Genomic DNA, 15,733 nt, shown 5'->3' with positions numbered 1-15,733 from the left:
TGTGTGAGCATGTTCAGTCTTGCACGAAGAAATAACTTTTAGGAGGTAACTGAAATTGGCGGACAACTTTCAAAGTGCCTATCAAGAGGAACAGGACAGGCTGAACGACACGCTGACGGAGATTGATTCGGTGCTGGAAAGGCTGCGGGGCATCCCGGTATACACGGGCGACGACTATACCGAGCAGGTGCTGGAGGATTCCAGAGAGCAGCGGCGCCAGAACTTAAGCAAGATCAGGCAGGAGCCGTACTTCGGACGGCTGGACTTCCAGGAGAATGGAACGGGAGAACGAAAGGCGCTATATATCGGCAAAATCGGCGCAGACCGCGAACAGGTAAGCGACCGTCCGCTAGTCATTGACTGGCGCGCACCGGTTGCAAGCCTGTTCTATTCGTTTACCGGGGGCACAGAGCCGGCCTCCTATGAAGCTCCGGAGGGGCTGATCGAGGGCTTGGTCTACCTGAAGCGGAATGTGGTGATCCGCAAGCAGATTCTGGAACGGGTGGCGGATACCTATGACCGCGACAGCGATGCTCCGGCCGTATCCGACGAATTCCTCGTCTACCGGCTCGGAGAGAACAAGGACAACAAGCTGCGTGATATTGTCTCCACGATCCAGGAGGAGCAGGACAGAATTATCCGCGCCGCCAAGAACACCGCTCTGATTATCCAGGGTGTAGCGGGCAGCGGCAAAACGACGGTCGCCCTGCACCGGCTGGCTTTTCTGCTCTATCAGTACAAGGAGCAGGTCTCCGCGGAGCGGATGATTATCTTCGCGCCTAACCGGATGTTTCTCGACTATATCTCGGATGTGCTGCCAGAACTGGGCGTCGGCAACATTATGCAGAGCACGTTCCCGGATTGGGCGGCGGGCGTGCTCAATCTTACGCTGCCGGAGCAGGATACGGCGGAAACGCTGAACCGCTGGTTTGAGCGGGAGGGCGGAATGCCGGAGATTTCGGCAGAGACGCCGGGCCGGTTCAAAGGCTCCACCGTGCTGATGGGCGTGATCGAGGAAGCGGTCCGGCTGCTGGAGCAGGGCGCTGTGCCTGAGGGGGACTTCAGCCCATGGGAAGGAGCGGTACTGCGCCGTTCCATGATTCTGCGCTGGTACAATGACGAATATGCCCCTTACCCGCCGGCGAAGCGCAAAGAGCGGGTGATGGCACGTATTCACCGTTGGATTGAAATGGAGCTGAAGAAGAGCCCGTCGGCGGCCGCGCTGAAAGACCGGAAGAAGAAAGCCGCTGCCCGCGAGAAGAGCTACAGCGGCAAATGGCCGAAGTATGATCCGCTGACCATCTACAAGCAGATTTTCCGCGCGGCCAAGACGCCGGAGCACTGGCCGGCCGAAGTGCCGGAGGTAATTCCGGCAGGCGTGCTGAAGGAGACGGCCAAGGACCTCAAAAAAGGGTGGGTGCGCGAGGAAGACCTGCCGCCGCTGCTGTACATCCATTATTTGCTCAGCGGCAACGAAGGCGGCGAGCGCTTCGACCACGTTGTCATTGACGAAGCGCAGGACTTCTCGCCGTTTCAAATCGCCATCCTTGATTTGTATGTGCGCGGTCATTCATTTACCATACTGGGCGATCTGTCCCAAGGCATCCATGCCTATAAGGGCGTACATGACTGGGAGGAGATGCAGCGGCTGTTCTCCGCTGACCATACGGCTTACCACGCATTGACCCGAAGCTACCGGTCCACGATGGAAATCATCGAATTCGCCAACGGTATTCTTTCCGCCGGTGTCGGCAGCCCGCTGCTCGCCGTGCCGGTATTCCGCAGCGGCAACCCGGTCCGGCTGATCTCTTACTTCGATGAACGTCCGGGTGCTCAAGCAGCGGCGGAACAGGAGGCCGGCAGCGCGGATGGCCGCTTTGAAGCCATCCGCGCTGCGCTTGCCGCGCTGTCCGGCCGGGAATACCGCACGGTGGCTGTATTGACCCGCACGCTGCGTGAAGCGGAGGAGCTGTATGCCCGGCTGGCCGGGCAGTTTGCCGAGCTTCATCTGATCGACGGCAGCATGACCGAATACCTGGGCGGACTGTCGGTCCTGCCGGTATATCTGTCCAAAGGGCTGGAGTTCGATGCCGTCATTTTGGCGGATGCGGACAACGCCCATTACGGCCCGGCCGCTTGGGATGCGAAGCTGATGTATGTCGGATGTACCCGGGCGCTGCATGAGCTGTGGCTGATGTCCGGCGGGGAACTGCCGGCATACATCGAACCGCAGGCAGAGACAAGCGTCCAGGGCTGGCCGGAGCAGTAAGCAGCTTGAAGCCAAGCTTTTACCGATGAAGCAGAAGAGTTCAGCAAGATAAAATAAAACAGCGCCAGTCCCGGACTTTACATTCCTGTCCTTGACTGGCGCTGTTTCCATGTTCAGCTGTCGAACCGGAACCGTTCCACCTGCTTCTGCATGTCTTCTGCCATGGCAGACAGCGAGGCCGAGGAGGAGGTGATCTCCTGCATGGACGCGAGCTGCTCTTCCGTCGCGGCAGTTACGCTCTGGAACGAGTCCAGCGACGCACGGGAGATGGAGGCCATCTCCTGGACGGAGGCGGCAACTTCGGCGGAGCTGGCCGACATTTGCTCGGCGACGGCCGAGACCTCATGAATCTGCTCGCTCACATGACGGGTGGAATGCTCGATCTGCCGGAAGGCTTCGCTGGCCTCCAGCGTCAGCGTCATGCCTTGATCCACATCGGAGGCTACCCGGTGCTTCATTAACTCGTAGGCGCTGGAGATCAGGCCAAGCATCTCGGTAATCGTGTCGTGAATCTCGCCTGCGCTCGTATTGGAGGCATCGGCGAGCTTGCGCACTTCGCCGGCGACGACGGCGAAGCCGCGTCCCTGTTCACCGGCGCGGGCCGCTTCAATCGCTGCGTTCAGCGACAGGAGGTTGGTCTGCTTGGCAATGGCCGCAATGGAGGCGCTGGCTTCGGCGACCTTGGCGCTGAGACCGTTCAGCTCGGCAATCAGGCTGCCGGACTGCTGCACAGACTGGCGGATGGTTGCCATCTGCTCGCTGACATCCCGGATCTTGCCGCTGCCGGTGCCGACATCCTGCTCGGTCGTTCCGGCGGCGCCGACAATGGACGCTGCGGCCGAAGCAATCCTGAGGATGGCGGTGGACATCTCGTCCATCGTGATGGACACCTCGGCGGAAGCATGGGCTTGAGCCTCCGCTCCACGGGTCGATTCCTCTACCAGTTCGGTCACGTACTCCACGGCTTTACTGTTCTCGTTCGTGCTTGCAGAGAGCTGCTCGCTGGCTGCAGCGAGCTGGCCCGATGTATCGGCCACCTCCTGTACCATTTGCCGCAGCGAAGTCACCATGGCATTGTAATTGCCGGCAAGCTGGCCGATCTCGTCAATGCGCGCCGTCTGTACGGCTTCGTCCAGATGTCCCTCGCTTACTCTCCGGGCGGATTGATTGAGCCGGAGGAGAGGGGCGGTAATGCGGCGGATGATCAGGAAGGCTGCGGCCGCGGCCAGAAGGACGGCTACAACCAGCACAATTGCCGATTTAGCGAGAATAGGGTAGACGGCCTTGGTGTATTCTGCTTCCGGCAGCACTCCGGCCAGCTTAAACCCGCTGATCGCGTTGGTGGTATAGAAGCCGTCCATCTGTGTCTTGGCGGTATAGTCTGTATAGGAAATCCTCCCCGACGGCCCCGCCTGCAGTTCCTCCAGCAGCTCACCTTCCAAGGGCTCCGCTACTTCAATGGAAGGGTGATAAATGACTTTGTTGTTGCTGTCGAGGATATATACATAACCGCTTGAACCAATGCTGGCCATCTGCGCCAGATCTCTGACACCCTCCATGCTGAGGCTGACCGTTACCGCCCCTTGACCGCCCGTTAACGCGCGGGAGATCGGCAGGATGTAATTGCCTGTGACCTGGGAAAAGATCGGATCAATGATCGAGGTCTGTTCCGGCGTCTTCAGCGCATCGGTATACCATGCGCGCTCCCGGGGATCATAATCGTCTATCTCGGTCGGCGGTGAGAACATATAGTTCCCGTCGCTGTTCCCGATGGCGACAATATCGATCTCCGGATGCTCGGCTTTGAAATTGTCGATCAGCCGCTGAATCCGCGGAGCGTCATCCTTCAGGTCGGCGGCGGAAATCTGATAGGCCAGCTCGTTGACGGCGGCGCTTTCGAGTTCAATAAGCTGGGTCAGCGTCTTGTCCAGCAGCTGCACACTGGAGAGGGTGGCATCCGCCATTTTGGAGCGGAGCTCAGCTTTGGCGGTATTCGACGAGATCATGGCCAGTGCAAAGGACGGGAGAGCGATGGCGGCAATGATAAACAGCATCAGCTCGGTGCGAAGCTTTTGGATGCGGAACAACCGTTTCAGGGACAGCCGATGTTGCGGCATAATATCTTCCTCCTATTTTCCATATCTCGAATTTTATAGAGATTTATAATATTTTTCGACATAGATCGACTGAATAATTAGTATTTCGCCTAAATATTTTCGGCTCAGTTTGATCCCGGTCTGGTGAAGAACGGTTATAACTGTTCTTGGTCTTGTAACCCTCCCCCGGCTATGGCTTAATAATAAGTGTCCGGCCGGGCGAATCTTTCTGGAAGGAGGCTGATTGAAATGATTTCAGTATACGAGGTGGTTTCCGTCTAAGACGGAAGCTTTATAAACCGGGAGGCCGCGAGGCCTCCTTCTTACTAACCGAAGGTAAGTGGGATAGGCATAACTTTAAGCGTAGACGATAACCGCAGGGTTTAATATAATGAAATTACGGTATTTACCAAATCTGAGGAGAAGAAAGGAGGCAGGTGCTATGAAATGGACTGTGAATGCAGTGGTCGGAACGTCGGCAACACACCTGTTAGAGGAGGAAACGCAACGTGAGTTACGTAAACGGAAAGGATGTGCTTCCCCCCCGCCTGCTCGAAGAGCTTCAGGGGTACATCCAAGGTGAGCTGCTCTACATACCCAAGAAGAGTGAACAACGGGTAAGATGGGGCGAGAACAGCGGATCGCGGCAGGAAATTGCCAGCCGTAACGCGGAGATCTACTGCAGCCACAGCGAAGGCTGTTCGGTGAACGAGCTGCAGAAACGCTACCACCTGTCGGAAGAAAGCATCCGCAAAATTATTTCAAAAATGCGATTGGCGATGAACCGCTAGTCCTTCACTTTGAACAAAGAGCATGGCGCCCGCTGGCAGCGGAGGTCATGCTCTTTTTTATTTGTGGTATGATAGGGAAAGGTGTTTGGGTGTAATAGAGACTAAGCTTACAGGCAAGGAAGTGGACATATGGATTTATTCTCGTTCGGACAAGAACAGACCGGCGGACGCCTGCTTGCGGACCGCATGCGTCCCGAGAATCTGGATGAATATATCGGCCAGGAGCATATCGTGGGCAAGGGCAAGCTGCTGCGCAGAGCCATCGAAGCGGACCAGGTCTCGTCGATTCTGCTCTACGGCCCGCCGGGCTGCGGCAAGACGACGCTCGCCCACATTATCTCCAAATCGACACAAGGAGAGTTCGTGCGGCTGAATGCCGTGGAAGCTTCTGTGAAAGATGTGCGCGAGGTGATTGAGCGCGCCCAGAGCAACAAAGCATTATACGGCACCAAGACGATTCTGTTTCTGGACGAGGTGCACCGCTTTAACAGCTCGCGCCAGGATGCGCTGCTGCCGGCGGTTGAGAAGGGCACGATTATCTTTATCGGGGCCACCACAGAGAACCCGTTCCATTATGTGAACGGGGCCTTGATCAGCCGCTCCACGCTGTTCCAGCTGGAGGCGCTGACCAGCGAGCACAGCCTGCTCGCGATGAAGCGGGCCCTGGCCGACGAGCAGCGCGGCCTGGGCTTTATGCAGCTGCAGGCGGACGAGGACGCGCTGCAGCATATCGCCGCCATGGCCAACGGCGACATCCGCCGCGCGCTGAACGCGCTGGAGCTGGCGGCCATGACGACGGCGCCGGAGCCGGACGGCAGCGTGCACCTTACGCTGGAGGTGGCGGAGGAATCGATCCGCCGGCCGACGGTCAAAGCCGACGAGTCGACGCAGTACGATGTGCTGTCGGCCTTTCACAAGAGCATTCGCGGCTCCAGCGACGCTGCGCTGTTCTGGTTCCTGTATGCCGTCGAGAAGCTCGGCATGGACCCGATGACCTTCATCCGCCGGCTGATCGCCGCCAGCAGCGAGGATATCGGGCTGGCCAATCCGCAGGCCATGGTGCAGGCCGTCAGCGCGCTGGAGGCTTACCGCAACCACGGCTGGCCGGAGGCCAAGCTGAACATCGCCCAGGCGATCCTGTTTGCGGTGGAGAGCCCGAAATCGAACGCCGTCGTAATGGCGATCGATAACGCCATGAACACGATCGAGGAGCTTCGTTCGGCCGAGGTGCCGCTGCATTTGCGCGACACCCATTATAAAGGCGCCTTGAAGCTGGGACATGAGGGTTACAAGTATCCGCATAATTATCCGGGACATTATGTGAAGCAGGATTACTTGCCCAAAGAGATATCAAGGCGTGTATTCTATGAAGCAACCGAGCAGGGCAACGAGGCCAAGATCCGCCACAATCAGGAACTGCGCCGTAAGCAGTAGCAGCCGGGAGACGATACCAATGATCAATTTAGTCTACATTGCGCTTGGGGCATTTGCCGGGGCGATATGCCGGTATGGCCTAACGCTCGCCCTGCCGGTGCAGGAGAGCGGCTTCCCCTTGGCTATCCTGCTGATTAATTTTCTCGGCTGCCTCTTTCTTGGCTGGTTCTTTACAAGAAGCAGCCGCCTTGCGGGATTGTCCCCGCAGCTGCGGCTGATGATTGGCACCGGCTTTACCGGCACCTTCACGACGTTCTCGTCGTTCACAGTCGATACGGTGCGGCTGCTGGAGACCGGCAGCGGCAGGATTGCCGCGCTGTATCTCATTCTCAGTATCGCTGGCGGGCTGCTGCTTTCCTGGCTCGGGATCTGGCTGGGCGGTCTCGGCGGACATGCCGCCGCCGCAAAAGGAGGAGGCCGGGTATGATCTGGTGGGTAGGCGCAGGCGGAATCCTGGGAGCACTGAGCCGCTACGGGCTGGGCCTGTATATCGGCCGGAAGGCAGGGAAGCGTTTTCCCTGGGGCACACTGCTGATCAACCTTGCAGGCTCTCTATTGCTCGGGATACTCGCGGGTTCCCGGGGCAGACTGCCGGAGGCGGTATATTTATTTGGCGGAACCGGGTTCTGCGGGGGCTTCACAACATTTTCAACGTTCGGATATGAGACGATGCAATTGCTGGAACGGAAGCGGACGGCCGGGGCAGCGCTTTATGTGCTGGGCTCCGTTCTGCTGGGGCTGGCGGGGGCCTTCAGCGGTTTGTGCTTAGCCGACTGGCTATAGCGGCCATTGCCGGCGGAATAAAGATCATAGCTGCCGTTTTTGCCACCAGGGAATTGCCTGTTGCGGCAAAGCGGCAGTTTTTTGTATGGAAAGAAGCTGGAAAGCTCGCATTCTCTCGAAATATTTACAATACTTACTATATTTTATATACATTTTACTATTTTCATGTAGAATTTCTGTTCCCTTCATGGTATATTTTTACATAGGATGCAAAACATCCTAATATCTGCAGGGAGCGGGTGATAATCTTCGATTTTTACAGCGTAAAAGGTTGTGATTATTACTTGGGGAGGTTTGGTAGCCGGAAAGGGTAGCAAGGAACGGAATACATTTGAACCGGAAGGAGAAAGGCTAAATGGGCAAAAGAAGCAAAAGAAATGCGGCGTTGTCCTTGAGCTTTATGTTAGCGGTTACATTGACAGGTGTAGCACAACATCCTACTGTGGGCAAAGCTGCGGCGGCCGACTACAATTATGCCGAGGTCTTGCAAAAATCGATTTATTTCTATGAGACTCAGCGTTCAGGCGATTTACCGGCAACCAACCGGGTACAATGGCGGGGCGATTCCGCGCTGCAGGACGGTGCCGATGTGGGCCATGATTTAACCGGCGGCTGGTATGATGCGGGAGATCATGTCAAGTTCGGGTTCCCGATGGCTTATACGGCTACTATGCTGGCCTGGTCGGTATACGAGTATAAAGACGGATATATTCAGGCCGGCCAGTATGAGGAGATTCTGGACAATATCCGCTGGGCGACCGATTATTTCATTAAAGCCCATACCGCTCCCAATGAGCTGTATGGACAAGTCGGCAACGGCACGGCGGATCATAACTGGTGGGGACCGGCGGAAGTGATGCAGATGGCGCGGCCGGCCTACAAAATCGACGCCACCCATCCCGGCTCCGATCTCGCCGGAGAAACGGCGGCGGCACTGGCATCGGCGGCTATTATCTTCCGGGATTCGGACCCCGCATATGCGGACAAGCTCCTCTTGCATGCCAAGCAGCTGTATTCCTTCGCCGATACGTATCGCGGCAATTATTCGGACAGTATTACCGACGTCAAGCAATTTTATAATTCGTGGAGCGGCTATGCCGATGAATTAAGCTGGGGCGGCATCTGGCTGTATCTGGCAACCGGCGAGCAGACTTACCTTGATAAGGCAGTCGCGGCCAGCAACCTGTGGGGCAAGAACCAGTCAGGCTTGTGGGACTACAAGTGGACACAATCCTGGGACGACAAGCATTACGGCGCCCAGCTGCTGCTGGCCCGGCTTACCGGCGACAGCAAATTTGTCCAATCGACGGAACGCAACATGCAGTTCTGGACCAGCGGGGTGAACGGAACCGGCGAGCGTGTTACCTATACGCCGGGCGGTCTTGCCCATCTGGACCAGTGGGGGGCGCTGCGGTATTCCGCCAACCAGGCCTTCCTGGCCTTTGTCTATGCCGACTGGGTCAGCGATTCCGCCAAGAGCACAGCAGCCCGCACATTTGCAGAACGGCAGATTACTTACATGCTGGGCGACAACCCGCGTAACAGCAGCTACGTGATCGGCTATGGCAGCAATTCACCGCAGCATCCGCATCACCGCACCTCACACGGCTCCTGGGCAGACAGCCAGACCGTTCCGGCCAACCACCGCCATATCCTGTACGGCGCACTGGTCGGCGGACCGTCGGCAACCGATGCGTATACCGACTCTATCGGCGATTATGTCTCCAATGAGGTTGCGACCGATTACAATGCAGCTTTTACCGGGGCTCTGGCCAAAATGATGCTGCTGCACGGACAAGGCGACCAGCCGCTTGCGAGCTTCCCTGCCGCAGAAACGGTGGAGGACGAAATGTTCGTCGAAGCCTCTGTCAATGCCAGCGGCAGCAACTTCGTAGAAATCCGGGCGTTGCTGAACAACCGTTCCGGCTGGCCGGCCCGCGCCAGCAAGACGATGTCCTTTAATTACTATGTGGACATCAGCGAAGCGGTGGCCGCAGGATACGGTCCGGAGGATATTACTGTTACTGCAGGGGGGTACAACCAAGGGGCGACGGTATCGGCTCTTCAGCCGCATGATGCTGCCAACAACATCTATTTCACCCATGTGGATTTCACAGGCACCAATATTTATCCCGGCGGCCAGTCTGCCTACCGCAAGGAAGTACAGTTCCGGATCGCCGCTCCGACGAATACGACTTTCTGGAACAATGCCAATGACTTCTCCTTCCAGGGAGTAGCAACCGGCGGTGCCTCTGCTGTGAAGACGCCTTACATCCCGGTATTCGATGCGGGAGTAAAGGTATTCGGGGAGCTGCCGAGCGGCGGAGGCCATCCGGGTGAACCCCAGGTTCCCGGCCGGCCGGCCGGGCTTGCAGCAGTTGCCGGTGACGGCAAGGTCAGCCTGAGCTGGAACGCGGTCAGCGGCGCAAGCAGCTACAGCGTGAAACGCTCCACTACGAGCGGCGGGCCTTATACGGCTCTGGCGACGGTAACAGGTCCTTCGTACACGGACAACAGTGTGGTGAACGGAACGGCCTATTATTATATAGTAACTGCGTCTAACAGCGTGGGAGAGAGTGTTGCATCCGTTCAAGTCAGCGCGGTACCTGCGGATACACCGGCTCCGGTCATCGGCGATCTGCGAGTGGAATACCGCACGAACGACACGAACCCGGCGGATAACCAGATGCGGCCGCTGTTCCGGATTACCAATACCGGTAACACCACCGTACCGCTGAGCGGACTTAAGCTCCGTTATTACTTCACGGTAGACGGGGATAAAGCGCAGCAGTTCCACAGTGATTATGCTGTGGTCGGCAGCGGCAATGTCAGCGGTACCTTTGTGCAGGTAAATCCGGCCAAGACGGGCGCCGATTATTACCTGGAGATTTCGTTCGCAGCGGGTGCCGGAAGTCTGGCTCCGGGAGCGAGCAGCGGCGAAATTCAGACGCGTACCAACAAGAGTGATTGGAGCAACTATAACGAGAGCAATGACTATTCCTACAGTGCAGCGCAAACTGCATATGGCGAATGGACGAAGGTAACCTTGTACCGCGATGGCGCACTTGTCTGGGGCATTGAGCCCTAAAATCCGATATGGGAAAGGAGCATGAAGAGATGAAAAGATTAAAGGCTGTCAAGAAAGCAAAATTCGTGAAAAAGCCGGCCACGGTGCTGATGTCCTCCCTGCTGGCGCTCGCGCTTTCTACCGGAGGAGTGGCGTACAGCCCGCAAGCGGTCCATGCTGCCGCGGCTTCTACGGAGGCGACGAGATTCCTGACATTGTACGATCAATTGAAGAACCCGGCGAACGGTTATTTCTCTGCGGAGGGCATTCCGTACCATGCGGTAGAGACCCTGATGAGCGAAGCCCCGGATTATGGGCATATGACCACTTCTGAAGCCTACAGCTACTGGATGTGGCTTGAGGTTCTGTACGGCTACCATACCGGTGACTGGAGCAAGCTGGAAGCCGCCTGGGACAATATGGAGAAATATATTATCCCGATCAATGAAGGCGACGGCAAGCAGGAGCAGCCGACGATGAGCTATTACAATCCGAACAGTCCGGCCACCTATGCTTCTGAATATAATCAGCCGGACAAATATCCGAGTCTGCTCAGCGGCCAATATGCCGCAGGCAAGGACCCGCTCGACAGCGAGCTGAAGGCCGCGTACGGCAATAACCAGACGTATCTGATGCACTGGCTGGTGGATGTGGACAACTGGTACGGGTTCGGCAATCTGCTCAATCCGACCCATACCGCCGCTTACGTCAACACCTTCCAGCGCGGCGAGCAGGAGTCCGTGTGGGAGGCGGTCCCGCATCCGTCTCAAGAGGATAAGAGCTTCGGTAAGACGGGAGAAGGCTTCATCACCTTGTTTACCAAGGAAGCCAGCACGCCGGCGGCCCAGTGGCGGTATACCAACGCGACGGACGCCGATGCACGGGCAGTGCAGGCCATGTATTGGGCCCAGGAGCTGGGCTACAACAATACTGTATATCTGAATAAAGCCAAGAAGATGGGCGACTATCTCCGCTACGGCATGTACGACAAATACTTCCAGAAGGTCGGCAGTGCAGCGGACGGTACGCCGGAAGCGGGAACCGGCAAGGATTCCAACCAGTATTTGCTGGCCTGGTATACAGCCTGGGGCGGCGGCCTCGGCAATACGGGCAACTGGGCCTGGAGAATCGGCGCCAGCCATGCCCATCAGGGCTATCAGAATGTAGTAGCCGCCTATGCGCTGTCTGAGGGCGGGCTGGTGCCGGCATCGGCCACCGCCGGCACCGACTGGGCCAACTCGCTGAAGCGGCAGCTGGAGTTCTATACTTGGCTGCAGTCTGACGAAGGCGCAATCGCGGGCGGAGCTACCAACAGCTATGATGGTGCCTACAAGGCCTACCCGGCCGGCACAAGCACCTTCTATGGCATGGCCTACGACGACGCTCCGGTCTATCATGATCCGCCGTCCAACAACTGGTTCGGCATGCAGGCCTGGAGCGTGGAACGTGTAGCCGAACTGTACTATATCCTGGCAGCCAGCGGCGACACAACCTCCGATAATTTCCGGATGGCCAAGCAGGTGGTACAGAATTGGGTGGACTGGTCCACCGATTACGCCTTTGCCGGCAAGCGTCCGGTTACCGACGCCGACGGCTATTACCTCAACAGCCAGGGTGGCCGTATTCTCGGCGGAGACAACCCGCAGGTGGCCACCGTATCCGCTCCCGGCGAGTTCTGGATTCCGGGCAATGTGGAATGGTCCGGACAGCCGGACACCTGGACCAGCTTTGCTGCGAGCGACGGCAACAGCAACTTGAAAGCCGTCACCAAGAGTCCAAGCCAGGATGCCGGCGTGCTCGGCAGCTACATTAAGGCGCTGACCTTCTTCGCGGCAGGAACCCAAGCGGAGACAGGCAGCTACACTGCACTTGGTGCCCAGGCCCAGACGCTGGCCAAGTCGCTGCTGGATAACGCCTGGGCCTATAACGACGGCATCGGCATCACGACGACCGAGGCCCGCGGAGATTACTTCCGTTACTTTACGAAGGAAGTCTATTTCCCAGCCGGCTGGACCGGTACCTTTGGCCAAGGGAATACGATCCCGGGCAGCAATACGGTAGCCTCCGATCCGGCCAAGGGCGGCAACGGCGTCTATGCCAGCTACACGGATATCCGTCCGGATATTACGAGTGATCCGAGCTGGTCGTATCTGCTGAACAAATACAATACATCCTATAACAAAACCACGAAGACCTGGGAGAACGGAGCGCCGGAATTCCAGTATCACCGGTTCTGGGCCCAGGTGGATATGGCTACGGCCTATGCCGAGTATGACCGCCTGATCAACAACGGCGGACCGGTGGAGCCTACAGCTCCCAAGGCGCCGTCCAAACCTGCTGCCACAGCGGGAGACAAGCTGGTCACGCTGAGCTGGAATAACGTGTCCGGCGCAACCAGCTATACGATGAAACGCGCAGTAACCAGCGGAGGCCCGTATACCGATGTGGCCACCGTGACACAAGCATCCTACAGTGACAGCAGTGTGGTAAACGGCACGACCTACTATTATGTAGTCAGCGCCGCCAACAGCGTGGGCAGCAGCCCGAATTCGCCGGAGGTCAGCGCCAAGCCTGCTGCGGTGGTGGTACCGGCCGGAAATCTGGCCGTACAATACAAGACGAATGATACCAGTCCTGGCGACAACCAGATCCGGCCGCAGCTGCGGCTCGTCAATAACGGAACGACTGCGGTGAACCTGAAGGATGTGAAGTTGCGGTATTACTACACGATTGACGGGGACAAAGCGCAGCAATTTAATGTCGACTATGCGACCATCGGCAGCGGCAATGTGCAGGGTAGCTTTGTGAAGCTGACACCGGGGGTCAGCGGAGCCGACTACTATGTAGAGATTTCCTTTACAGCGGCGGCAGGAAGTCTTGCTCCCGGAGCGAACACCGGTGAAATCCAGCTCCGCTTCAATAAGTCGGATTGGAGCAATTACAATGAAACCGGCGACTATTCCTACGACGCCACGAAGAGTGCCTACGCCGACTGGAACAAAGTCACGCTGTATTTGAATGGAACGCTGGCTTGGGGGATTGAGCCTTAAGCAGCTCCTGTCTAAGCCGGCGTGAGATGAGGAGCGGCGATAGGCCCCCATTACGCGCCGGCGGTACCGGGTATATAGTACAAAACCTCCTATTCCCGCTGTATGCGGATAGGAGGTTTTTGTAATGCCGTTTGTGTGGCAGTGTTGCTGGAATAGGAGCCTTCGTACGGTTTCGTTCCGGCTCAGTGCTGCGGCAGCGGCGCCAGCTTCTCGGCATATTCGATGGTTCCGCCGCCCAGGCATTCTTCCCCTTGGTAGAAGACGACGGCTTGTCCGGGAGTAATGGCCTTCTGCTGCACGTCGAAAGCCACATGCAGAGTGCCGTCTTCACGCGTTGTCAGGGTTACTCCCTGGTCCGGCTGGCGGTAGCGGAATTTGGCCGTGCATTTCAGCGGCTCTGCGCCGAGTGCATTCCCGGCTGTCCAGGAGACGCCCGAAGCGACCAGGCCGGTGGAGTACAGGCTTGCGTGCTTGTCGCCCTGAACCACATACAGAATATTGCGTTCCAGATCCTTCTCGGCCACGAACCACGGTTCACCCGTGCCGGAGCCGCCGATACCCAGTCCCTGACGCTGGCCCAGCGTGTAATACATCAGGCCGTCATGGCGGCCCTTAACTTCGCCGGTAGCAATATCGATCATGTCTCCCGATTTAGCCGGCAGGTAATTGCTGAGGAACTCGCGGAAATTGCGTTCACCGATAAAGCAGACACCGGTGCTGTCTTTTTTCTTGGCGGTGTACAGTCCTGCTTCCTCGGCGATCCGGCGTACCTCCGGCTTCGGCAGATGTCCGATCGGGAACATCGCTTTGGAGAGCTGGTACTGGTTCAGCGCGTTGAGGAAATAGGTCTGGTCCTTATTGCTGTCAACGCCGCGCAGCAGCTTGTACACGCCGTCCTCCTGAACCACCCGGGCATAATGTCCGGTAGCCACGTAATCCGCACCGAGCTGCAGCGCTTTATTCAGAAATTCCCCGAATTTGATCTCCCGGTTGCACATGACATCCGGATTCGGCGTCCGGCCCGCCTTATATTCATCGAGAAAATAGGAAAAGACTTTATCATAGTATTCCTTCTCGAAATTAACGGTATAGTAAGGAATATCGATCTGCTCACACACGCGGCGCACATCTTCAGCGTCGGTCTCGGCCGTGCATACGCCGAATTCGTCGGTATCGTCCCAGTTCTTCATGAAGATACCGATGACGTCATAGCCCTGCTGCTTGAGCAGAAGCGCCGTAACGGAGGAATCCACACCTCCGGACATGCCGACGACGACACGCGTATCCTGAATTGCTTTGGTCATCGCTTCATCACCATTTTCTATGCGAAAATACCGGTTCTCCTTGCAGAGCATCCGGCTCAAACCATATTATATCATACCTGTCTACCTGTAGCGGTCTCCGGCGGATGAAAGGCCCGGCTGGCGCCATAAATTGTGGGCATTTGTCCGCCAGGGGTGTACATCTGGACAAAAAATTGCGTTTGCCGCTGCAAAAGTAACGGGGGATATGTTAACATAAACTTAGAGCAAATATCGGAATAGGGTGATATCGCCATAACTCATTTTTGCCCAATCCCTGAAATTTAAGCACAACTAAACTGAAAGAGGTGCCCCTTTGAAAATATCGACAAAAGGACGTTACGGATTGACCATTATGATGGAGCTTGCGCTGAAATTCGGCGAAGGTCCGACCTCTCTGAAGAGCATCGCCGAGAAGAATGGGTTGTCCGAGCATTATCTGGAGCAGCTGATCGCCCCTCTGCGCAATGCAGGACTGGTGAAGAGTATCCGCGGTGCTTACGGCGGCTATATTCTTTCCCGCGATGCCGGCACAATTACCGCCGGTGATATTATCCGTGTGCTGGAAGGCCCAATCTCACCGGTGGATTTCACCGAAGAAGACGATCCGGCCAAGCGCGACCTGTGGCTGCGCATCCGAGACAGCATCGCCGGGGTGCTGGACTCCACGACGCTACTCGACCTGATCAATTACAAGGAAGAGGCGCATGTGGACAACTACATGTTTTATATCTAGAGGTACAAGCAAGAGTCCACCGAATGCGGCGGGCTCTTTTGATTTAACCAATACCTCTAGGTAAATTGTACGAAGGTCAGGGAGTTGGAAAAGCGGGTCTCGGAATTGGAGAAAACAACCGGTCACGGCCCGCGAAAATTTGTATGGATTACTCTGAGCATATTCCTTACAGTATTTGTGTTATTAACGTTACTTGGCATAATTCA

10 protein-coding genes are annotated in these 15,733 nt (G+C 56.9%); 8 read left to right on the top strand and 2 right to left on the bottom strand.

Going from position 1 to position 15,733, the window contains the following annotated elements; genetic code table 11:
• Positions 1 to 55 precede the first annotated feature (55 nt).
• Positions 56 to 2,269 (top strand): HelD family protein, encoded by a 2,214-nt coding sequence (locus tag F1381_RS16635; RefSeq protein ID WP_151735969.1) that lies wholly within the window; start codon positions 56 to 58, stop codon positions 2,267 to 2,269.
• Between the two features lie 113 nt (positions 2,270 to 2,382).
• On the opposite strand, the gene F1381_RS16630 is transcribed toward F1381_RS16635, so the two are convergent.
• Positions 2,383 to 4,386, bottom strand: a complete 2,004-nt coding sequence (locus tag F1381_RS16630) for a methyl-accepting chemotaxis protein (protein WP_151735968.1) — start codon at positions 4,384 to 4,386, stop codon at positions 2,383 to 2,385.
• Between the two features lie 488 nt (positions 4,387 to 4,874).
• Between F1381_RS16630 and F1381_RS16625 the strand changes: the two genes are divergently transcribed.
• The 6 genes from F1381_RS16625 (at position 4,875) to F1381_RS16600 (ending at position 13,490) form a co-directional block, all read left to right on the top strand.
• Positions 4,875 to 5,156 carry a CD3324 family protein gene (locus F1381_RS16625; RefSeq protein ID WP_150266541.1) on the top strand — a complete coding sequence of 94 codons (282 nt, stop codon included), beginning with the start codon at positions 4,875 to 4,877 and terminating at the stop codon, positions 5,154 to 5,156.
• A 129-nt stretch (positions 5,157 to 5,285) separates the two neighbouring features.
• Positions 5,286 to 6,590 carry a replication-associated recombination protein A gene (locus F1381_RS16620; protein WP_151735967.1) on the top strand — a complete coding sequence of 435 codons (1,305 nt, stop codon included), beginning with the start codon at positions 5,286 to 5,288 and terminating at the stop codon, positions 6,588 to 6,590.
• Positions 6,591 to 6,609: 19 nt separating this feature from the next.
• A complete protein-coding gene (crcB, locus tag F1381_RS16615) occupies positions 6,610 to 7,017 on the top strand; it encodes a fluoride efflux transporter CrcB (RefSeq protein WP_151735966.1) in 408 nt (135 codons plus the stop codon).
• On the top strand, positions 7,014 to 7,373 hold the full coding sequence (gene crcB, locus F1381_RS16610) for a fluoride efflux transporter CrcB (RefSeq protein ID WP_151735965.1): 360 nt from the start codon (positions 7,014 to 7,016) through the stop codon (positions 7,371 to 7,373). The genes crcB (F1381_RS16615) and crcB (F1381_RS16610) overlap by 4 nt, the downstream gene beginning before the upstream one ends.
• Before the next feature lie 355 nt (positions 7,374 to 7,728).
• Positions 7,729 to 10,461: a glycoside hydrolase family 9 protein gene (locus F1381_RS16605; protein WP_151735964.1), complete on the top strand. Its 2,733-nt coding sequence runs from the start codon at positions 7,729 to 7,731 to the stop codon at positions 10,459 to 10,461.
• A gap of 29 nt (positions 10,462 to 10,490) precedes the next feature.
• Positions 10,491 to 13,490: a glycoside hydrolase family 48 protein gene (locus tag F1381_RS16600; RefSeq protein WP_151735963.1), complete on the top strand. Its 3,000-nt coding sequence runs from the start codon at positions 10,491 to 10,493 to the stop codon at positions 13,488 to 13,490.
• 182 nt (positions 13,491 to 13,672) lie between these two features.
• On the opposite strand, the gene mnmA is transcribed toward F1381_RS16600, so the two are convergent.
• Entirely contained in the window at positions 13,673 to 14,794 is a 1,122-nt protein-coding gene (gene mnmA, locus F1381_RS16595) for a tRNA 2-thiouridine(34) synthase MnmA (protein ID WP_151735962.1), read from the bottom strand.
• A gap of 313 nt (positions 14,795 to 15,107) precedes the next feature.
• Here mnmA and cymR point away from each other — a divergent pair, with 313 nt between their 5' ends.
• On the top strand, positions 15,108 to 15,527 hold the full coding sequence (gene cymR / locus F1381_RS16590; protein ID WP_151735961.1) for a cysteine metabolism transcriptional regulator CymR: 420 nt from the start codon (positions 15,108 to 15,110) through the stop codon (positions 15,525 to 15,527).
• Positions 15,528 to 15,733: the final 206 nt, after the last annotated feature.

Origin of the sequence: Paenibacillus tengchongensis (assembly GCF_008973665.1) — a bacterium.
GTDB classification, from domain to species: domain Bacteria; phylum Bacillota; class Bacilli; order Paenibacillales; family Paenibacillaceae; genus Paenibacillus_AQ; species Paenibacillus_AQ tengchongensis.
Note: the sequence above shows the minus strand (reverse complement) of the source record. Positions and strands in the feature narration are given on the sequence as shown.